This is a genomic window from Vibrio crassostreae, assembly GCF_024347415.1.
GTDB lineage: Bacteria > Pseudomonadota > Gammaproteobacteria > Enterobacterales > Vibrionaceae > Vibrio > Vibrio crassostreae.
Window position 1 is genome coordinate 827,707 of sequence record NZ_AP025477.1, and the last position, 20,745, is coordinate 848,451.

Sequence of the window (20,745 nt, forward strand, 5' to 3'; positions counted from 1 at the left end):
AAAAGTAGTCCTCTCAAAGAATTAGCCTTTAGGCGGAGAAATTAACCATGAAAAAACTGATTACTGCTCTACTATCAGCTGGTCTTTTGCTAGCTGGTGCAGCTCAAGCTGAACTGGATAACCCAGGCGGCATTGGTGGCGTAGAATCTCTACGTGGTGCAAGTGAACTTGAAGCAACTCGCGCAGCAGATGACTTCAAAAAGTTCCCTCGTGACCAAGTACTTGAGAGTGACTACGTATACCAACCACCTCTAGTGCCTCATACTATTCGTAGCTATGAAGTTTCTCTTAACGCTAACAAGTGTCTTTCTTGCCACAGCTGGAAAAACGCAAAAGAAATGGGTGCTACTAAAGTGAGTGTAACTCACTACATGAACCGTGAAGATGCGGTACTTGCAGACGTATCACCTCGTCGTTACTTCTGTCTACAGTGTCACGTACCTCAAGCTAATGCTAAGCCACTAGTTGAGAACGAGTTCAAACCTGTAGATTCACTGCGTTAATCGTAGCCGGACTGTAAGAGAGGCTATATATGATAAAATTACTTAAAGCGTTTTGGAAAAGACTCGCGACACCAAGTAAAGCAGCCGTAGGCGTTGTTTTGTTCTTGGGTTTCTCGGGTGGTCTTTTGTTCTGGGGTGCATTCAACACGGGTATGGAGGCAACTAACACGGAAGAGTTCTGTTCTGGCTGTCACGCACCTATCGTTGCTGAAATCCAAGAGACAATTCACTACTCTAACCGTTCTGGTGTTCGTGCTATCTGTTCAGACTGTCACGTACCTCATGAATGGACAGATAAAATTGTTCGTAAGGTTCAAGCATCTAAAGAGCTATACGCACACTTTATTGCGAAAACCATCAATACTGAAGAAAAGTTCAAAGCACGTCGTGCTCACCTAGCGGAACGCGAATGGGCTCGATTGAAAAAGAACGATTCACTTGAGTGTCGTAACTGTCACCAGTTCGATTACATGGACTTCTCAGAGCAGAGCCCTCGTAGCGCGAAACAACACTCGACTGCGCTAGCTTCTGGTGAAAAAACGTGTGTAGACTGTCACAAAGGTATTGCACACAAACTACCAGACATGCACGGCGTTGAAGGCTGGCAATAAGGAGCGATTGAATGAGTACTTTAGAAAGCGTAATTTGGCACATCCTAGGTTACAGCGCTATGCCAGTTATCATTCTTGGCGGCTTCGCAGGTGTTGCAGCCGTTTCTCTTTGGATTTTATCTATGGGTAAAGACAAAGAAATCGATTAATAATCGAGATTGCATCAACGTCTACCAGTTACTTCTGATAATGCGTTGATAGGAAAAGCCACTGATTTCAGTGGCTTTTTTATTATCTGACGCTCTGTACTTTTACTTTCAAATACGTATACGTACTCTAAGCTTCACTTTCCGGTACGTCTTTCTTAGCAACTTCTGTATCAACGTTTTCTTTATCGACGATAGGAAGTACCTGTTTTACATAGTTACCTGGAGCCTTGCCAATCACAGGATTAAGCTCTGAGCCTTGATTGAAAGGTTCGATTTTTTCTTCAGTTTCAAAACCTTGGAGCCACTGATTCCAGTGTGTCCACCATGAACCTTCATTGTGAGTCGCATTCGATAACCACTCGTCTGCAGAATCATCTAAGTTATCGTTAAGCCAGAATCCATACTTCTTCTTGTCTGGATGATTAACAATACCCGCAATATGACCAGACTCGCCCAGCACGAACGTCTTGTTGCCACCGGTATTCAAGGCACCACGGTAAGTCCCCTGCCAAAGAGCGATATGATCTTCTTTGGCTGAAATGAAGTAGCTTGGTATTTTTATCTTATTGAGATCAATCCAAACACCGCCCACTTTCACGCCTTTGTCTTGAACCAGTTTGTTTTCAAGATAAAGCTCCCGCAGCAAGAAATTATGGCATTTAGCGGCAACGTTAGTGCTATCACTGTTCCAATACAACAGGTCAAACTCCATTGGACTGCTACCCTTGAGATAGTTATCGATGTAGTAGTTCCAGTACAAGCTGTTTTCACGAAGCAAGCTGAATGTCACGCTTAATGAGCGACCATCCATGAAGCCTTTAGCGTCGTTCTGTTTCTCGATGGCGTTGATGATCGTTTCATTGATATACGCGCCCACCTCACCCGGCTGCGAGAAATCCAACAAAGTGGTAAAGAACGTCGCGGTTTTAATACGTTTCTTCATGCGTTTTGCAGCGTAGTAAGCCACCGTCGAAGCCAACACCGTACCGCCAATACAGTAACCTGCTGCATTAATCTGCTCTTTACCTGTGATGTCTTCAATCGCCGCAACCGCTTTCACTACACCTTCCGTGACATAGTCACCGAACTCTTGGTCTTTCTGCGCCTCGCTCGGATTACGCCAAGACATCATGAATACACTGTGTCCTTGCTCTAGCAACCAGCGCACCATCGAGTTCTTCTCACGAAGGTCAAGAATGTAGTACTTATTGATGAACGGTGGAACGATTAACAAAGGCGTCGCGTTAACCTGCGGTGTCTTTGGGTGGTACTGAATCAGCTCAAACAGCTCGTTTTGAAAGACAACATCACCTTCGGTGTTCGCAACATCCACACCCAATCGGAAAGCGTTGTTGTTGGTCATGCGGATCTTGAGTATATCGGCGCTTGCTTCAACGTCTGCTTGTAACTGCTCTAATCCATCAAGCAGGTTTTCACCATTTCGCTCGAGCGTTAGTTTCATCAACTCTGGGTTAGTCGCAATGAAGTTGCTTGGAGAGAGAGCATTGATTGCCTGACGTGAAAAGAACGCCACACGCTCTTTGGTTTTCTCGTCGATGCCTTCGATAGAATTGATGGTGTCAATGTAGCTTTTGCTGAATAGCAAATAAGATTGCTTGATAAAGCTGTAGAATGGGTCGTTTTTCCACGCTTCATCAATAAAGCGCTTGTCGCTGCGACCTTCTGAAATAACACTTTCGGTGTTGCCCATCAGCGCGGCATTCTGCCAGATCTTAAGTTGTTGTTCCCACCATTGAGATTGTAGCTGCAGTAGAACGGCGGGTTGGTTGGCGGCTTGCTCGAAGATTTTTGATGCATCATCAAAGTTCAATTCTTGCATCGCTTGATTGAGGGGAGATTGCGCGGCTTCCTTGTTTTGTTCAAAGTTTTCCCACCATTGCTGGTTCGTTTGTTGAAGTTTAACAAGGTAGTCCGAAAAGAAGTGTTGAAACATAACATGACTCCAATAATCGGAAAATCGCCACCGAGCCTCACAGTAAACACAGTGCTAACTCGATGGCGATTTTATTTATGCAGGTGTAACTGTTTTCAAGTTTTCAGTTGTTAGTGTTTCAACATCTTCTTTGAACTCTTTTGCCGCAGCTTGAAGCTTAGCACTGTCACTCATCATCTGTTGAGACAGCTGAGTTAGCGCTGCTAGTTGCTGGCTGTTGAAAGCCGTTAGGCTAGTCACGTCTTTGATTTCAGTCACTGCTTTCATTTGCGCAAGCCCCATGTCCGTGTAAGTCTGCATAGCATTCATTTGCAGCTCTGTCATCGTTTGGACGTTCTTTGCAACCAACTTGTTGAACTTTAAGTACGGTTCAAATTGCTTTTCAGTTTGGTCAGTAATTGTTTTGAAAATATCCGTGTACATAAATAACTCCTGATGAATACATAGTTTAATAAATTTGTGTCACTATCGATTCAGCCGACGCTTATCGACTAACTCACGATGCTTTGCAAAGCTGAATCGATCTTTTTAAGCTTGCCACCGATATGTCAGGTTCTAACCTTCCATACCTTTTAGCAAAACAGCGGTTCCCATTCCTCCACCCACACAGAGTGAAGCAACGCCATAAGTCGTTTTCTGTTCAAGCATTTCATGGATGAGTGAAACAATAATTCGATTGCCTGAAGCACCTAAAGGATGGCCAAGCGCGATTGCACCACCATTCACGTTGACCTTTGGTTTGAACGCATCAAGCGGTAAATCATGCTGCTCTGACAATTGGTACATCACGCCAAGAGCTTGAGCTGCAAACGCTTCATTCAATTCAAACAAATCTACTTCTTCTAGAGTTAGATTCGCCTTATCAAGCGTTTTCGAAACAGCTTCTACGGGTCCTAAACCCATGATCTTTGGGTCCAGACCAGACTGTGCGTAACTGGTCAGTTCCACTAAAGGTGTTAGACCATGTTTCGCTACCGCAGATTCAGACGCTAAGATGATTGCACTCGCGCCATCATTGATGCCCGAAGCGTTACCAGCCGTGACTGTTCCTTCACGGTCAAAGGCAGGACGAAGCTTTTGTAGACCTTCGAAGGTTGCATCTGACTTCGGGTACTCATCGGTATCAAAAGTGACAGTTTGTCGACGCTGCTTAACTGCTACAGGCACAATTTGATCGTTAAACTTACCTGCTTCAATCGCCGCGACTGCTTTCTGTTGGCTTTCTAGGGCATAGTTATCTTGAGCAAGGCGAGAAATATTCAACGTATTCGCGATATTTTCAGCGGTCATGCCCATGTGGTAGTGATTAAACGCATCGGTTAAGCCATCACCAACCAGTAAGTCTTTCATTGAGATGTCACCCATTTTGTGACCATTACGAACGCTCGCTGGAACCACAAAAGGAATTTGGGACATCACTTCAACGCCAGCAGCAATAACCACTTCAGCATCTTGTGCTTTGATGTGCGCCGCGGCGTCCATCACTGATTTCATGCCGCTGCCGCAAATCATGTTCACACCGTATGCTGGTGTTTCCTCAGGAAGCCCCGCATAGATGGAAGCCTGACGCGCAACGCCCATACCTTGACCAGCAGAAATCACGTTACCGACAATTACTTCATCAATGACATCTAGGGGAAGGTCTACTGAATCTAGAGCACCTTTGATCGCTACACCAGCCAATTCACCTGCGTTAACGTTTTTCAATGACCCCGTAAATGAACCAATTGGTGTGCGTTTCGCTGCAACAATAAATACTTTTTCCATTATTCAATTCCTGTCAGTTTCGCCATTAGTGCATGTACAAGCCGCCATTCACAGACAATGTCTCGCCTGTAATGTACGCGCCAGATTCACTCGCTAAAAAACCCACTGCATCTGCAATTTCAACAGGTGTTGCTAAGCGTTTCATCGGGATTTGGTTCTTGATTGAATCCAGTACTTCAGGTTTCATTTGCTCAACCATTGGCGTTGCAGTGTAACCAGGGGCAATCACGTTCACTGTCACACCGCTACGAGCACCTTCCGCTGCCAAAGCTTTAGAGAACCCAATCATTCCAGCTTTCGCTGCCGAGTAATTAGTTTGTCCGAATTGACCTTTAAGACCATTTACTGAAGATATATTGATGACTCGGCAGTTACCCTTTTCACACATAGGAGCGAACAGAGGTTGAGTCACGTTGAACAAACTGTTTAAGTTCGTTTCGATAACCTCTTTCCACGCTTCGGCATCCATCTTTTTAAATACGCTATCACGTGTAATACCTGCGTTATTGACTAGCACATCCACCGTGCCTTCTTCTTCTAACAACTTGCTTAAGCTCAGCGCACATTCCGCAGTATTAGTAACATCTAATTCAAACAATCTCACTTGGTCTTCGGTGAATTGTTTTTCATTAAACCAATCCAATGCACATTGGTAGTTTCCAGTAAAATAAGTCGCGATAACACGATAGCCGTCTGCAACTAATTTAGAGGAAATTGCTGAGCCGATACCGCCTTTTGACCCTGTAATTAAAGCAAGTTTTTTCATTAATGGTTCCATCCCTTACAAGCAATTAAATAACAATGATGTTAATAAGATAATGTCTTAGTTGATAATTAAACTTTACGTTTTGCTTTAATTAAACCCTACAACTCAAAATCAAAAAATATTATTACAAATGGGCAATATTTATATCTTATGATTAAAAACTTGACTTCCCTCTCAAAATCAATGAAATGTTGCGAACATGTAAATCAACACAAGGTACTGATATCATTAGGATTTATTTACTTTTAACTTTATCACCAAGTAGGTAAGTCATTGTTAATAGGAGATAAACCTATATTTTTTAGCTTGTTTCAAGAAGAATGCAAAGTGAGAATTTGAAACGATTGATCATGGAAATAATAACAAAAATCTTATTATCCATTAATAAATGGTTCATTATCATTCTATATAAACTTCAATATAATTAACGTTTTGAATTGGAAAACTGAACATTATGAATAGGCAAAAAAAAGCCCACTCAATCTATGAGTGGGCTTAATTAAAAATTATTAATAAATAGAGCCTGGGTTGCTACTTCGTAAATATTTCATTTGTATTTACATCAAGATAAATTTTGTTTTCAAGGGACAATCCGCCACAATAAATAAAATAAACATCTCGATTGCTATACTTAACCGATTTCACCCATCCGCCGAGTTCTTCAAAATCACTTGGGGCACACTCACCTTCAGAGATCAGTTTAGCCACCGAATTACGGAATTTCTCTTGATGGATCTTGAGGTCATCAGACTTAACCAAATAGGAATCTAATATCTCTTTGCTTTCTTTTTCTGAGATAATCACTTCATCATTAGATAGACCTGACATAGACACCCATTCAGCTGTCTGCAGGCCACCTTCTTTGAGAACAATATAATCAGAGATACGAGCCCATTCGCCTTGTTTCTCTAATACTTCGACTTTTTCACCTTTGTAGAGATAATCTGTTATCAACCCATCAATTTCAGGTTGCTCTACCACTTCAAGCTTTCTATCCAAAACGTAAAATTCCGTCTGTTCTGGTTCAGGCTGCAGATCCATGATGGGTGCCAGGTCGAATTCTGACTGCTGAGTAACTTCTACAGCTGGCTGTTCCATTTTCTCTGGTGGAATTGGGTCTTTATTCATGACCAAGAAGTAATACGCAGCTCCTCCTCCGCCCAATATTAACAACACAAGTAAAGCGATCAGCGCTTTTTTCATCAAATCCACCAGCTCTTCCGTTTTAGGTATCTTTCAAGTGTACATCAACTCATGCTGCTGCTCATCTATACTCTCTATAGAGAACGCGGTAAGTAGAGGAAAGTCATGAGTTTTTGGGTGAAGGTTATCATTGTGTGTGTACCTTTGAGTGCTAATGTCGTGCTAGCAAACCAATGTAGCAGTGAAAACTGGCAACTACTGCTGGATCGCCAGCTCTCATTTGAAGGACGTTACAACCAATACACCAAAGAATTCAACCAAGTTCTCTCAACCTACAAGTCACAAACGCTGTTATCCAAACATTTCACCAAAAAGCAGATCATTGAGCTTTGGGCAAAGTACGAGCAAAGGTTTAATGTACAGCTCAATAGTCATATGAATACCGCTTACGATGTCTCTGAGGTTCTATTAAAACAGGCATACGTTGTGTCTACCGAGTTAGATGGAGCTGAGTCTCTCACACACTCTTGGCAAGCCGTCGCTAAACATTGTGCTAGAGCAAAACTACCGAGACAAACAGAAAGTGCACAAGTGCACGTACAAAGCTCACAATCACTCTCCCGAGATCTCCATACACTCAGTGAAAAATTCCGGCAGCTGTCGTCAATATACCGTAGAGAAGCTACGATGATTGATGAAGCACGCCACACAAACCAACCAATAAGCGATGTATCAAACTGAAGAAGCCATTAGATCACCTCACTGTTTGACTGGACTTTTTCGATTAATATGCTTTACCCACTTCATACTATTCTAAGAGCTCGCTAATCAAAGATTTATCAATAAGTTGTAAAACTAATGTGCTAACTATCAACAATAAAGTTCAATTTCCGACCAATGCAAGCGAGTATGTGAGATATTCATCACAAAATAGATTTACAAACGCCAGAAAATTGTTATCATGAATCTTCATATAACTTAATAACAAGAAACATTTTGGCTAGGTAATATGCAAAAGACTATGGCTTTCAACTGCTTGAGTAACACGGAATGGACTGCAGAGATAAGAGGTAAACTTTTATCTGTAGCTAAACACATGGAAGAGTTCGGTTCAGTAAGTGAGCTAGAGCTATGTAAGATATTTGGAGAAACAATTTGGAATGATGGTGTGGATTACCATTCACATGCTTTTTCATTCAGAATTAATGAACAAACTGGGGATTGTTCAATCTCTAACTTTAAGTATCACTAAGTTTTGCACCTACATATACGGAGTACCTTTCACGAGGTGCTCCGTTTTTTATTGCCGTGAGTTTGTCATCCTTTGAGAGATGTTTGGTAACTTTCTCGCTCTTCTTTAAAGATCAAACCATTTCGTTTTCAGCTCACTTTACCGCCGCGTTACTGCTCTTATTTTGGTTTAATCGGTATAAATTGGCAGTGGCGCATTACCTTTTACTTGTCTTATCGCAAGGTGAGTATGAATGTCTTTCACGTTAGAGAGCCTTTGAAGTTTTCTTGTAAATGCCTCGTAGGCCATCAAGTTCGGGCTAACGACTTCTAAGAGATAATCATATGCCCCAGATACAACGTGGCAACTGATAACCTCCTCCATCTCTACAACAGCACCTTCAAACTTATCGATCGACACTTCTTGGTGGTTGTTTAGGCTCACCTCAACAAACACACTCATTGCGATGCCGACTTGTTCTCGAGACAAGCTCACACGATAACCGTCAATAATGCCCTTTTCTTCTAGCCTTTTGACTCGTCTTGCACAAGGCGAAGGCGATAAACCCACTTCATCAGCAAGTTCAGCAGTGGTTAACCTGCCATCTTTTTGTAGCAATTCGAGAAGGTGCCTATCAATTCTATCCATAGTGAAAGCCATTCATTAGTTAAATTCGTTAACAATTGAAAGAATGTTAGCAGAAATCCGCAATGATAGGTCAAGTTAGAACGAAACTTGCCAACTTAAGGCACGAGCTCTCCTCCATAATTAGTCATCATTCACTTTCATTGTTTATTATGAATCTTGGCTATCTATCAATTACCATCACTCTGCTAATTTGGGCGAGCTTTTTCCTTTCTCTTAAAGGCGGCGCAAATTCAGATTTAACACCTGCAGATATCGCTCTCACAAGATTTCTCATACCGGCTTTGGTTTTATTGCCTCTGATATGGAAAGCACGCAGCGTGATTGCTGAAGTCCCTAAACGGTATCTAACGGGTATGTTTGTCGGTAGCGGATTGCCTTATCTGCTTGTTGCAGGAACGGCCATGCAGTTTGTTCCGGTATCACATGGCAGTGCTCTTGTTCCGGGCACGCTCCCTCTTTTCGTAACAGGAATTGCCGTACTCTTTTTTAAGCAGCCGCTCAGCCGACACCGTGTTGTCGGTTTAGGTTTGGTCTTGCTCGGTATTGTGTTGTTTTTGGGAAGTAGCTTAAGCAGCTTCAACTTTGAGTACACCAAAGGCCATTTGTTGTTTTTATGCGGAAGCTTAATGTGGGCAACGTTTACCATATCTGCCCGTGTCGCTAATCTTAATGCGTTAGTCAGTGCCGGTTTTATTTCGCTCTGCTCTACTTTGCTGTTACTCGTCCTAATCCTAACCGGAACACTCCCAAGCCATCTAATGGATACACCTATCGCTAATTGGCCCTACACAGAGCTTGCCGTTCATTCAGCAGTGCAAGGCGTTGGGGCGGGTTTAATAGCGGCGTTCACTTACCTTTATGCGGTCAATACCTTAGGGGCTGAACGTTCTGCCGCCTTTGGCAGTGCAACCCCCGCAGTAGCGACCTTGTTAGCCATCCCGCTTTTTAACGAGATTCCCGATGCGATGACTTGGCTCGCCCTTGGTTCGATTTGCATTGGCAGTTTGGTTGCGAGCAACATTTTTATGAGAAACGACCAGTCCATGCAATACCAACCGCCAAGTCATAGTAAAGCGTAGCGCTTTTTATATTCACCATTTCCGCTAGTTTTCACGTATGCGGCATCCAGATAAGCCTACAAAGGTAGGCTTATCTAAAATCTGCTTTTTCTAAGCTCGCTTCTCCATTAAACTGTCCGACCTTTTTGCAGATTCAAGAGAACACCATGCAACGCGACTACACCTTAAATTGTTTAATCACCATGCCTCGCCATGAACTAGAAGAATTTAGTTTAAGAATGATCCATCGCCTTGTTCCTGAAGACGCAATGACAGAATTGTTCACGTTCGAACAAGAAGAAGTGACCAGCGAAGAGCGCATGCAGTCAGCAAAATTCGATGCGATGCTGCGAATGACGGCTATTGCGCTTGGCGAAGTAAACCTAGCGTTTTCTGAGTCGGACAATTCACAACAGAACATTGAGCGCATGACTCGCCTACTACTTTGGCACTTCTACTCAATCTCTTTCAACCTTGAAGAAGCTATTGCGATTGAAGTGCACTGCGAGAAAGTAGAGAATATCTTAAAGAACGCACCAAAAGATGCATTCGGTTGGGTTAAAGAGTTAACTGAGTTGCTTCACTTCTACGCAAAAGTAAATGAAGGCAGCAAAGACGCTTAACGTTACTTCTACGTAAATACACACCAAGCTAAACCAAAGGCAGACAGAACTATACCGAAGGCAAGTAAAAGCTTTGCTGAAATGAGTTCTCTGCCTTTGTTGTTTCTAGCACACTGTGATGCAACATCAGTATAGACTGCGCGATCTTGGTTCCTATTCCCAATGAACCATTCGGTGCTTCCTGCTCCACCTCATTTTGAATCACCACCTTCACCCGCTTCGAATCCGGTTCTAAATCAACACTCAGTGAAACTACTGTTCCAGTTGGGCTATGCCTCAACGCATTGTCTAGTAAGTTCAAAATCAACCTTTCAAGCAAGTCATTGTCACCAGCTGCTTTTACTCCATCAGGTATATCAACCTTAAGTTCGACATCTTTATGGCGGTACTGACTCTGAATCGTTTCTAAGCACTCGCTAAGCAACCCATTCAAATCTATCGATGCGTATCGATAGGTAGGGACAGGATTGTCATGTTTGGCACTGTCGAGCAGTGAATGCAATTGTTCAGACAGTTTATTACCATTGCGATACGCGACATCAATCAGTGGATCCGATTGAGGGTTTTGGATCTTCCATGTTTCTAAGTAACCCAACACACTTGATAACGGTGTTTTCAAATCATGGCTCAGTTGCAATAAACTTTGTCTACGATGTGAAGACTGATACTCAAGCTGTAAGAATTGCTGCTGAATGTGTTTCGCCATCAACTGATAAGAGCGTGCGATCGGCACCAACTCCGGTACTTGATGTATGAAGTTGGGGTCGAGGCGGAAATCTTGCTCTGCTTGCTGTTGTAGCTTATTGGTAACCTCTTCAATAGGGTTCAACAGGCTACGTTTTACCAGCAGGTAAGCGCCAATCGCAAAGCCTAAGATAGAGATCAGCATAAGCCCGGCTAGCGCCATATAAGGCGTATCGACTTGTGAATTGGCAATGACGGTATGGCGATTACTGCCAATCAAAACATACAGATACCCAACGGTAGAACCTAGTTCTTCAATCGCAGCCACAGAAAACACCTTGCGAGATCCCGGATTGATCGGATCTTCCCCCAGAATGGGATAAGGCTCGTCATTTAAAAACTGTTTAATGGGTGCTAAGTCTATCTGGTTTGCCAACACTGTGCCTTCTGGTGCGGCGTGTGTCGTGATATTGCCCTGACTGTCGAGAAAGTAGATATCGAAGTCTGGTCCTATCAGCATCAAGGTGTGGAATATGGATTTGAGCGCTTTCGGGTTGTAGTCTGTACCAATCATCAGAGGGTTATCATCGCGCATGTGAACGGCGAGCTCTTTGTGTAAGCTCTGTTTGGTTCTCTGTTCTATGGTCTCTTTTTGCCAATGATACGTGTAGGCGATAACCACACTCACGAGCAGAAACCACAAACTGGTAAATAGCACTAAACGCGATTTGAAACTCATGTTATCTCCTCGATGGCTCTTAAGCTTAGGAAGCGACACATAGGCCTAAACTTTCGATTCGAACTTATAGCCCACACCCCAAACAGTTTTGATGAAGTCATCGTCGCTATTCGGCATTGCCAACTTAGTTCTCAAACGGTTAACAGTGCTACACACCGTGTGGTGATACCCTGAATGATCTGTATTCCAAACATGGTTGAGCAGTTCGTCTTTGCTATACACACGTCCTGGACGGGTTGCTAAGAAATGAAGTAAGGTAAATTCGGTAGCAGTCAGCGGTACGTCTTGGTTATTGAGTGACACCTGATGGCGCTCAGGTTGGATAGTAAGCCCGCCAAAACTCATTATGGACTCTGTTGATAGTGTATCTTTCACTGCTGATTCAGAATGACTTAAACGACGCAGCACGTTCCTCACGCGAGCTTGAAACTCGAGCACACTGAATGGCTTAGTTATATAGTCATCAACGCCTGCTTCTAAGCCTGACACCTTGTCGAGCTCAGTATCCCTTGCCGTGAGCATTAGCACAGGCGTCCAGTCTTCTTGCTGACGTAACAATCGACAGAAATCGAGACCATCACCGTCAGGTAAGCCACGATCCAGTACGATCAGATCGAAAGGACCATCTTTATAAAGTGCCTGAGCCTTTTCGATCACATTGGTTCTTATTACGTCATGGCCTTGGAACTTAAGGTGCATCTGCACCAGTTCAGCCAAGTCGTCATCGTCTTCAACCAGCAATATGTTTGCCATCAAATTTACCGCAGCACTATTCATGATCCCTGCTCTATTCGGAGTCTACCCACCTTTCAATTGACCGGAACAGAGCAGGAATTCTTTCATTTCACGCTTAACCCAATCATTCAGTTCGTGTAATGGTGATTCTCGCACCGGGATTAAGGAAGCGATGATTAGCACTTAGAGCCGAGGTCGTTAAGCCATCATCTTGACTGATGACGCCAGAGTGGAAGCTCACCACATCATTGTCATTTCTTACGCTATTAAAGCCCTCACCACCGCCAGCAGGGCCTGGGATGGTTGCTGCAAGCTCATCATTCAACTCCGTTCCCGAATCCCATACATTCATGTTCATGGTGAAGGTGTCACCAACCGCTAATGACTTAAGCGATAAGCCAGATTCACCCACAAACGCATCATTGGTATTCACCAACATCGAAGCGACAGAAAGATACCCCTCTAAAGCGGGATCAACTCGGATGGAAAGCGTGTCATTTTCGCCCGACAAGATCAGCCCGTTTCCTGAGATACCTTGGTAAACATTATCGTCGCTATCACTCAAAGCAAGCAGTTGAGAGTTGCTTCCGCCTTCTGCTAAGTATTCAAGATCCACAGAGGCACTCTGGCCAACTTCAAATAGGTCAAAATTCGTATTATGGGTAAGTACCGCAAGTGGTGACATAGGTTGATTAGGCGTTAAGTTAGTAACAGTGACGTCGTAACGATAATAATCATCGTCATCATCCGGACAACCAGCCAACAGGGCGACAGAAGCCGCGATAAACAATATTCTAGCTTTCATACATCCCCCTTACTTCACAACGATGGTGATAGTTGCAACAGGGTTTAACCAGCGATGGCTGCTGCTATCGAGGTCACTTATACCGGCAACCGGATCACTGTCACCAAGGTTGCCAGGGTGAACATGAACCTTAGTATTTGAAAGCGCGGTTTCTACGCCCGTACCGCCAGCGCCAAAGGTTATAAACGGTGGATTAGGCATGCTAGCAGCTAACTCATCATTCGCTTCCGTACCTGCATCGTAGCTGTTTAGGTTTGCCTTATAGGTACCGGCTTGGGTTGGGATCTTCCAACTGTCTAGCCCAACAAAACCATCGTTAGTTGGCAGTAACATCGCACCTAATGACAAGTAAGCCAAATCACCAGTATCGATATCAAACGTGGTCGCCACTCCAGGATTTAGTATTCCGCTTGCTGGGTTTTCTACAACCACACCACCCGCATTGGCAATTAAACTCGACAGGCCAGAGATGTCTCCACCTTCCGCCATTGATTCCAACTCAGCTGAAGCAGTTTCACCCGTCCTAAACATGAACAAGTTAGAGTCATGCGCTGCGGCTAAAATAGGTGTGAAGTAGATTCCTTTCGTAGCATTCGTCACCGTCACCTCAAGCTGTGCAGCTTGAACCTGAGCGGTACCAAAGGCCAACATAGCAGAGCTAACCACTAAGCTGATTTGAGTTCGTTTATTCATTTTGATTCCATCCTTTATTGAGTCCTATCGTTGCCAACAAAACGAATAACAGCGATATACCGTTACCTTTGCCAGAACGAACTGTGGTGTTCTTGACTCTAAGAATGGCGATCAAATCTATCAGCAACTTCATTGAATTCTCATAAAAGTCTCACAAGTTTATCCAAACTTACTACAACCAAGAAAAGTAACAGTAAAGCGCTGATATTTATTCGAAAACCATAGTTTCACTAACTTCCTGTGAAGCTATAAAAGAACAAGAGTGAACAATAAAATGGAACATGACAAACGCAAAAAGGCCGAATCGATATACCGATTCGGCCTTTGTTCTGGCATGTTGTTACTCATTCTAAAAGCCGTAATAGGCTTCTACGTTAAGCTAACAGCACAGCGTCAATTTAGAACGCGTAGTTTGCGTCAATAAGCTCGCTTACTTCAACTTTCGTTACTTCCGCACGCGCTTCAAGCCATTGTGCAACTTGCAGTTGTTCTGCTTCAGTTACTGAGCGGTAACGCTCGATAGAACATAAGAAACCTTCAAACAGCTCTAGACCACCGCCACCAAAGCATAGACCGATGCTATCGATGAAATCGATGAACTCGTCAATGAACACATCGTATTGGTCAAAATCAGCAATCGATGTCTTGCAGCTTACTTCAAAACCCAGAATCGCGAATTCACCTAGATATAGCTTTTTGCGTAGGCGACGATTTTTGTTTTCGATTTTATCTAATTTCATAACTGTCTCTCTTTTCGTTTGATAAAGCATTTATACACAGTTCTAACCCAATCCCCAAGAGTTTTGTATTGCACAAGAGTGTTAATGTAAAAAATCGTGCTACAGAAACAAAAGCTTAATGAAAACTATTAAAATCTGTCACTTAACTGCTTCACGATTGGTCACACATTTACCCAACTTATTAACCAGTTCGTTAGTACGCGGGTAAGTCATAAATAACGAATAATAAAGTCAGCCAATAGGAAGCAGTCGCGATGAGCAAGGAAACATTTGATAGCACTCGTTTTAACAAGAGTAAAAACAAACCCTTCGAAGAAGTTCTAGATGCAAACCTTTCAAGAAGAAATGTATTAAAAGGCGGTTTAGGCATCAGTGCAATGACCGCTTTTGGCGCGTTTGGTTTAGCGGGTCACAGCACAGCTAACGCCGCAACAATGCAAGCAACAGGCGCGCAGAAAAGCACCGCGACTCTAGCGTTTGAATCGGTTAAAGGCTCATTGACTGACAGTGTTGTCGTACCGAAAGGTTACACAGCACAAGTGCTTGTTCCTTGGGGTACGCCACTTAACAAGCAAGGTAATGCTTGGTTAAAAGACGGTACAAACAACGCACAAGACCAAGCCAACGCACTGGGAATGCACCACGATGGCATGCACTTCTTCCCACTCGACGGCAACAGCAATGATGGTTTGTTGGTGATCAACCACGAATACATTGACCAAAAAGCCCTGCACGCTAATAGCCCTACATATAATGAAGGCGCTCGTCCTAACATTGATGAAGTACGCAAAGAGATCAACGCACACGGCGTGAGTGTTGTTCGCGTTAAGCTTGAGGGTAATCAATGGGTAATGGTCGATAACGACCCACTTAATCGCCGCTACACAGGCGCAACCGTAATGGATCTTTCTGGACCTGTCGCTCACAGTGAATTTGCCAAAACCAAATTCTCACAAGACGGTAGCCAAGCTCGTGGCACATTGAATAACTGTGGCAACGGCTACACACCTTGGGGCACTTACCTAACTTGTGAAGAGAACTGGCCGGGTTACTTCGTCAATAAAGGTACAACAACACCAGCTCAAGAGCGTATCGGCATCGCTACAGACAAAACTCGCTACGGTTGGGACACGCTTTCTGGTGACAAACAAGAACGCTTGGATGAGTTCGCACGTTTTGATGTAACACCAACCGCTGATTCACCAATGGACGATTACCGTAATGAAGCACACGGTCACGGCTACATTGTTGAAATCGACCCATACACAGCAAACTCTCGCGCTAAAAAACGTTCTGCACTGGGTTGTTTCCGTCACGAAGGCTGTACATTTGGTAAGTTGACCGAAGGAGAACCGATCGTATTCTACTCTGGCCACGATTCTCGTTTCGAATACCTCTACAAATTTGTTTCTGAAGCAAAATGGGACCCGCGTGACGCTGAGCCAAGCAACCGCCTAAGCGCGGGCGACAAATACATGGACAAAGGCACGCTTTACGTCGCTAAGTTCAACGACGACGGTTCAGGTACATGGTTACCATTAACACTCAGCAGCAAAACCACAAACGGCGGCAAGCTAGGTGATTCATATGACTCTCAAGCCGCACTTATCGTTAATACCGCAGGCGCAGCCGACCTTGTAGGCGCAACGCCAATGGATCGCCCTGAATGGTGCTCTGTAGACCCAATGACAGGTACGGCTTACTTAACGCTAACGAACAACAATAAGCGCAAAGAAGCCAATTCAGCGAACCCTCGCGTAAACAACAAGTTTGGTCATGTTATCCGCTGGGATGAAGGTAAAACGGCTGGCGAATTCGATTGGGATATCTTTGTATTCGGCTCTCCTGCAGTGGAAGATAAATCTATCAACCGCTCAGGACTAACAGACATGAACCAATTCGCGAGCCCTGACGGCTTAGCGTTTGATGCTCGTGGCATTTTGTGGATTCAGACAGATAACGGTGCAGATGAAGTTACTGGGTACACCAACGACCAAATGCTGGCAGTAGTTCCATCTCAGTTAACGGACGACAAAGGCAACAGCGCGGTGATTGATGCAAACAACCAGGCACAGCTTAAACGCTTCTTTGTGGGTCCAAACGGTTGTGAAGTGACTGGCTTTACCATCAGCCCAGATTTCAAATCACTGTTTGTGAACATTCAACACCCTGCAAACTGGCCATCATCAGACGATGCAACTGTACAAACTCAAGGCAATGTTCGCCCAAGAGCATCAACGGTTGTGATTCGTCGTGAAGACGGTGGGGAAATCGCGGTTTAATCGGTAGAACTGGCTAAGTTCAGAAGCATTTCTAACATCTAGCTAGGTAAAATCAAAAAGAGCGATAAGGTTAAATGCCCTATCGCTCTTTTTCTATTCTATCAATCTTCGGTTGAAACAAGAGTCCTAGCCCTTGAGCTCATCGTCATCCTCGAGAAGGAGGAACGACTGAGTCGGGGATCTCTCTACCCGTTCTCGTTAATCTCAATACCGTTAATCACAGTTAACTCACGAACAACCACACACCTACGCCCATCATCAAGGTGCCCGCAATGCGGTTCATTAACTTAACGTTATCGGCTTTGCCCAGCATATGTTTTAAGCTCTTTCCACCTGTCGCGTACAGAGTCATGCAAACAAATTCAGAAGCTAAGATAATAGAAACCAGAATCATCAACTGAGGTGCTAAATCTTTACTGCTGTTGATAAAAGGAGGCAGCAGAGAAATCATAAACGCCCAGCCTTTCGGGTTTGCAATCGCAGTAACAAAGCCTTGAACCACCAAGTCCCAATCATTGCTGACTTTGGTTGTTTGATTATCAGTACTGATCGCCAGTTTTCCTCTTGAACGCCACATCTGAACACCCAAGTAGAACAAGTACCCTGCACCCACAAACTTGAAGCCTGTAAATAGCCATGGGTAATTCAGCATAATAGACGCGATACCTAATACTGCGGCCACTGAAACTACCGCGACGCCAGCCAGCTCACCGACCATCATCCATAATGTACGCTTGTAACCGATGCTCATGCCCAGTGTTAACGCCAAGGTCATACACATGCCGGGCGTGATTGACACGAAGAAAAACGTGGGAATAAAAGCCCAAAGTAGCGCGCTATCCATATTATTACCTTATCGACTTATTTTTATTTAAGTGTTCAGCTTGTTGAGTTGTCTTTGTAAGGAGCGACCTTGTATTTAGCGACACAACGAAAAAGAGCCACAATACAGTGGCTCTTTTTCAGTACCAACCGTAATTTTACTTACGACGGTTTTTAATTCGCTTCATCATAGTCAAACGACGTTCAGCACTTGCTTGATCTTGTGGCTCTTCGTTCGCGTTGTTCTTACGGCCCTGACGGTTTTTGTAAGCCGATTTAGTGTTCAGCTTCTCAATGTAAGCATCACGTTTCTTCGGTTCATAACCCGGTTGTTCAACACGGCGAATACGCTGTTGAATCAATTTTTCAACTTGAACAACAGTCAGCTCTTCTTCGCGATTAACGAAAGAGATTGCGTGACCTTGTTTACCAGCACGACCTGTACGGCCAATACGGTGAACGTAATCTTCCGCTAGGAAAGGCATGTCGTAGTTAATTACGTGTGGTAAGTCTTCGATATCAAGACCACGAGCCGCAACGTCTGTTGCTACCATTACACGCGCTCTGCCTTCTTTAAAATCGTCTAAAGCACGACGACGAGCGCTTTGCGCTTTATCACCGTGACAAAGTACCGCTTTAATACCGTCTAGCTTAAGCTCTTTAACCACATCGTTCGCTGTTTCTTTGTAGTTCACGAACACAAGCACTTGGCGCCAGTTTTTACGGCCAATAAGCTCAGAAAGCAGTTCAGTTTTACGTTCTTGATCCACTGGGTAAACCACGTGACCAACAGTTGCAGCCGTTGAGTTTTCACGCTCAACACTGATACGTTTTGGTTTACGTAGAATATCAACAGACAATTGGTTTAACTGAGTTGAAGTCGTTGCAGAGAACATCATGATTTGTGGAGAGGTCTCAACATCCAACATGATCTTGCGAACGGCATTGATAAAGCCCATATCAAGGATACGGTCAGCTTCATCAAATACTAAGAATTCTAGGTTAGCAATAGACACGTTACCCGCTTCTAAGTGCTCTTCTAAACGGCCAGGCGTTGCAACCAGAATATCGACACCCAGTTCTAGTTGACGAACTTGTGAAGACATCTTGTTACCACCGTAAACCGCAGAAACGCTTAGATCCGTGTATTTAACGTAGTCTTTAATGTTTTGAGCGATCTGCGCAGCAAGCTCACGAGTTGGAGCAAGAATAAGGCCGCGAGCCGTTCCTCTAGACGCCTTTTTACCGCTGTTCAAAAGGTGTTGGATAACAGGCAATGAAAATGCCGCTGTTTTACCCGTACCGGTTTGAGCAGTAGCAAAAATATCATGGCCTTTACGAGCCATTGGAATCGCTTTTTGTTGAATTGGAGTGAGTTTTTCATAACCACACTCAGTCAACGCTTTGACTAATTCAGGAGCAAAACCTTGAGAGGAAAATGACATTGTTACGGGTTCCTTAAGCAGACAGCCTACATTCTTATTTCAGCCGAGCACTATAAAGTAATTAGAGTGATTTATCTCACATTTATCGTGATATAACGCAAACTTTCTCATTTAATCTGGTGTTTACCCCGCCTTAAACGAAGTAAACACCGAGTTCATTGGTTCAAACAGCAAAAATGAGGCTATTTGATGCCACACAGCTTGAGTAGAATCTGCTCGAGATCGCCCCACGGCATGAGTTGTGAGTCGATCACTTCCAATCGAGATTCAAAACCATCAAGCGTAATTTCGTTCACAGATACAACTTGATTCGCCACATTAAATGCGTAGCAACCTTGGTCGGTGTTCACTACGGCTTTTACACGCTCAGCCGTTAGATCCGACAACATTGAGAATAGCGCATCGAAGTCGAACTTATGCTCTGCTCCAAACAACCAACCACAACTAAAGTAGCCCTGCCCTTTATTCTCTTTACGGATGAAAGCTTCACCGGGAGGAAGTTGGAATTGAGGTTCTTGGTCAGCGTGATCGTGATGGTGCGCTTCAAGATGAGATGAAGCACTGCCATACACTCTTTCAATGTCCAACACTTCCAATGGCACTTCACCATCATGAATTAGCTTATGGAAGACTTTGGCCGGCGTTTGATCCGTCACCCAATCATTAAACACATCGATGTCTTCAGAATGAACAAGGTCAACCTTAGTACCAAGAATCACATCGGCACTGTCTAGTTGATCATTGAAATTCTGATTCGACGTGTACTTTTCATTGGATAGATTTCGTGGGTCAACTAAACCTAGTGTCGCTTTAAGGTCAACGTATGGCGTGTATTGCTCTGAAGTCAGCGTCGCAATCACTTGTTTAGGGTGACCAAGGCCTGTTGGCTCAATCAGCAAGCGGTCTGGCTTTTGGCGAAGTAAAGCATTAATACCTACAGACATAGGTACGCCCGCTGTGCAGCACATGCAGCCGCCCGGTACTTCTTTAATCAAAGCGCCTTGGTCTGTCATCAATGCGCCATCGATGCCGATCTCCCCGAACTCATTAACCAGAACAGCCCAGTTTTCATTCTCAGGTTTGTTTTTTAGCAGATTCAAAATAGCTGTCGTCTTACCAACACCTAAGAAACCCGTAATTATGTTTGTAGGAACTTTTTTGGTCATATCAGTTCTCCTTTTTTAGGGAGTATATACTCAATTACCAAAAAGTTGACCCCAGTCGCTTGTTTATACTCAGATTGGCGAGCAGAAGAGTGGGTTAACTAAATCGAGGGTTAGGCTGATTTAAAGAAATTTAGCGCTTTGCGCTGTGTGAAGAGTTGAGCAGGTAAATAGATAATAGAAG

The 20,745-nt window shown here is 43.9% G+C and carries 23 protein-coding genes; 8 read left to right on the forward strand and 15 right to left on the reverse strand.

Annotation, left to right across the window (positions count from 1 at the left end; genetic code table 11):
• Positions 1 to 47 precede the first annotated feature (47 nt).
• The 3 genes from OC193_RS19435 to OC193_RS19445 are packed head-to-tail and all read left to right on the forward strand — an operon-like array spanning position 48 to position 1,263.
• A complete protein-coding gene (locus OC193_RS19435; protein WP_010430099.1) occupies positions 48 to 503 on the forward strand; it encodes a nitrate reductase cytochrome c-type subunit in 456 nt (151 codons plus the stop codon).
• Between the two features lie 29 nt (positions 504 to 532).
• Complete coding sequence (locus tag OC193_RS19440; protein ID WP_009845456.1) at positions 533 to 1,114, forward strand: NapC/NirT family cytochrome c; 582 nt, start codon at positions 533 to 535, stop codon at positions 1,112 to 1,114.
• An 11-nt stretch (positions 1,115 to 1,125) separates the two neighbouring features.
• On the forward strand, positions 1,126 to 1,263 hold the full coding sequence (locus OC193_RS19445; protein WP_010430103.1) for a TIGR02808 family protein: 138 nt from the start codon (positions 1,126 to 1,128) through the stop codon (positions 1,261 to 1,263).
• Between the two features lie 127 nt (positions 1,264 to 1,390).
• Here OC193_RS19445 and phaC read toward each other — a convergent pair whose 3' ends face one another.
• The 5 genes from phaC to OC193_RS19470 all read right to left on the reverse strand — a co-directional run bounded on the left by phaC (position 1,391) and on the right by OC193_RS19470 (position 6,962).
• Complete coding sequence (gene phaC, locus OC193_RS19450) at positions 1,391 to 3,217, reverse strand: class I poly(R)-hydroxyalkanoic acid synthase (protein WP_048662621.1); 1,827 nt, start codon at positions 3,215 to 3,217, stop codon at positions 1,391 to 1,393.
• Positions 3,218 to 3,292: 75 nt separating this feature from the next.
• The gene (locus tag OC193_RS19455) at positions 3,293 to 3,640 is read right to left on the reverse strand and encodes a phasin family protein (protein ID WP_048660075.1); all 348 of its coding nucleotides are present in this window, start codon (positions 3,638 to 3,640) and stop codon (positions 3,293 to 3,295) included.
• 132 nt (positions 3,641 to 3,772) lie between these two features.
• Positions 3,773 to 4,984, reverse strand: coding sequence for an acetyl-CoA C-acetyltransferase (locus OC193_RS19460; protein WP_048662620.1), 1,212 nt, complete (start codon positions 4,982 to 4,984; stop codon positions 3,773 to 3,775).
• Positions 4,985 to 5,009: 25 nt separating this feature from the next.
• Positions 5,010 to 5,750: an SDR family oxidoreductase gene (locus OC193_RS19465; protein ID WP_048613548.1), complete on the reverse strand. Its 741-nt coding sequence runs from the start codon at positions 5,748 to 5,750 to the stop codon at positions 5,010 to 5,012.
• Positions 5,751 to 6,281: 531 nt separating this feature from the next.
• Positions 6,282 to 6,962: an SH3 domain-containing protein gene (locus tag OC193_RS19470; protein ID WP_048662619.1), complete on the reverse strand. Its 681-nt coding sequence runs from the start codon at positions 6,960 to 6,962 to the stop codon at positions 6,282 to 6,284.
• Positions 6,963 to 7,058: 96 nt separating this feature from the next.
• Between OC193_RS19470 and OC193_RS19475 the strand changes: the two genes are divergently transcribed.
• Positions 7,059 to 7,634 (forward strand): hypothetical protein, encoded by a 576-nt coding sequence (locus OC193_RS19475; protein ID WP_048662618.1) that lies wholly within the window; start codon positions 7,059 to 7,061, stop codon positions 7,632 to 7,634.
• 268 nt (positions 7,635 to 7,902) lie between these two features.
• Positions 7,903 to 8,145: a hypothetical protein gene (locus OC193_RS19480; RefSeq protein WP_048662617.1), complete on the forward strand. Its 243-nt coding sequence runs from the start codon at positions 7,903 to 7,905 to the stop codon at positions 8,143 to 8,145.
• A gap of 168 nt (positions 8,146 to 8,313) precedes the next feature.
• Here the strand turns inward: OC193_RS19480 and OC193_RS19485 are convergent, their stop codons facing one another.
• Positions 8,314 to 8,772 carry an Lrp/AsnC family transcriptional regulator gene (locus tag OC193_RS19485; protein ID WP_048660071.1) on the reverse strand — a complete coding sequence of 153 codons (459 nt, stop codon included), beginning with the start codon at positions 8,770 to 8,772 and terminating at the stop codon, positions 8,314 to 8,316.
• A 149-nt stretch (positions 8,773 to 8,921) separates the two neighbouring features.
• Between OC193_RS19485 and OC193_RS19490 the strand changes: the two genes are divergently transcribed.
• Together OC193_RS19490 and OC193_RS19495 are read left to right on the forward strand one after the other, a co-directional pair.
• Complete coding sequence (locus OC193_RS19490; protein ID WP_048666318.1) at positions 8,922 to 9,851, forward strand: DMT family transporter; 930 nt, start codon at positions 8,922 to 8,924, stop codon at positions 9,849 to 9,851.
• 146 nt (positions 9,852 to 9,997) lie between these two features.
• Positions 9,998 to 10,453 carry a hypothetical protein gene (locus OC193_RS19495; protein ID WP_048662616.1) on the forward strand — a complete coding sequence of 152 codons (456 nt, stop codon included), beginning with the start codon at positions 9,998 to 10,000 and terminating at the stop codon, positions 10,451 to 10,453.
• 49 nt (positions 10,454 to 10,502) lie between these two features.
• Here the strand turns inward: OC193_RS19495 and OC193_RS19500 are convergent, their stop codons facing one another.
• The 6 genes from OC193_RS19500 to OC193_RS19525 all read right to left on the reverse strand — a co-directional run bounded on the left by OC193_RS19500 (position 10,503) and on the right by OC193_RS19525 (position 14,849).
• Positions 10,503 to 11,876 (reverse strand): sensor histidine kinase, encoded by a 1,374-nt coding sequence (locus tag OC193_RS19500; RefSeq protein ID WP_048660068.1) that lies wholly within the window; start codon positions 11,874 to 11,876, stop codon positions 10,503 to 10,505.
• Positions 11,877 to 11,921: 45 nt separating this feature from the next.
• Positions 11,922 to 12,653: a response regulator transcription factor gene (locus OC193_RS19505; RefSeq protein ID WP_048662615.1), complete on the reverse strand. Its 732-nt coding sequence runs from the start codon at positions 12,651 to 12,653 to the stop codon at positions 11,922 to 11,924.
• A gap of 82 nt (positions 12,654 to 12,735) precedes the next feature.
• Positions 12,736 to 13,416, reverse strand: coding sequence for a spondin domain-containing protein (locus tag OC193_RS19510; RefSeq protein ID WP_048662614.1), 681 nt, complete (start codon positions 13,414 to 13,416; stop codon positions 12,736 to 12,738).
• A 9-nt stretch (positions 13,417 to 13,425) separates the two neighbouring features.
• Positions 13,426 to 14,109 (reverse strand): spondin domain-containing protein, encoded by a 684-nt coding sequence (locus OC193_RS19515; RefSeq protein WP_048660065.1) that lies wholly within the window; start codon positions 14,107 to 14,109, stop codon positions 13,426 to 13,428.
• Positions 14,102 to 14,242 carry a hypothetical protein gene (locus OC193_RS19520; RefSeq protein ID WP_165887205.1) on the reverse strand — a complete coding sequence of 47 codons (141 nt, stop codon included), beginning with the start codon at positions 14,240 to 14,242 and terminating at the stop codon, positions 14,102 to 14,104. The genes OC193_RS19515 and OC193_RS19520 overlap by 8 nt, the downstream gene beginning before the upstream one ends.
• A 265-nt stretch (positions 14,243 to 14,507) precedes the next feature.
• Positions 14,508 to 14,849 carry a YggL 50S ribosome-binding family protein gene (locus OC193_RS19525; protein WP_008219317.1) on the reverse strand — a complete coding sequence of 114 codons (342 nt, stop codon included), beginning with the start codon at positions 14,847 to 14,849 and terminating at the stop codon, positions 14,508 to 14,510.
• A gap of 254 nt (positions 14,850 to 15,103) precedes the next feature.
• Here OC193_RS19525 and OC193_RS19530 point away from each other — a divergent pair, with 254 nt between their 5' ends.
• Positions 15,104 to 17,131: a PhoX family protein gene (locus tag OC193_RS19530; protein WP_048662613.1), complete on the forward strand. Its 2,028-nt coding sequence runs from the start codon at positions 15,104 to 15,106 to the stop codon at positions 17,129 to 17,131.
• 223 nt (positions 17,132 to 17,354) lie between these two features.
• Here the strand turns inward: OC193_RS19530 and OC193_RS19535 are convergent, their stop codons facing one another.
• The 3 genes from OC193_RS19535 to OC193_RS19545 form a co-directional block, all read right to left on the reverse strand.
• A complete protein-coding gene (locus tag OC193_RS19535; RefSeq protein ID WP_048662612.1) occupies positions 17,355 to 17,975 on the reverse strand; it encodes a LysE family translocator in 621 nt (206 codons plus the stop codon).
• Between the two features lie 136 nt (positions 17,976 to 18,111).
• Positions 18,112 to 19,398: a DEAD/DEAH box helicase gene (locus tag OC193_RS19540; RefSeq protein WP_019821956.1), complete on the reverse strand. Its 1,287-nt coding sequence runs from the start codon at positions 19,396 to 19,398 to the stop codon at positions 18,112 to 18,114.
• A 182-nt stretch (positions 19,399 to 19,580) separates the two neighbouring features.
• Entirely contained in the window at positions 19,581 to 20,564 is a 984-nt protein-coding gene (locus OC193_RS19545) for a CobW family GTP-binding protein (RefSeq protein ID WP_048660059.1), read from the reverse strand.
• Between the last annotated feature and the right edge of the window lie 181 nt (positions 20,565 to 20,745).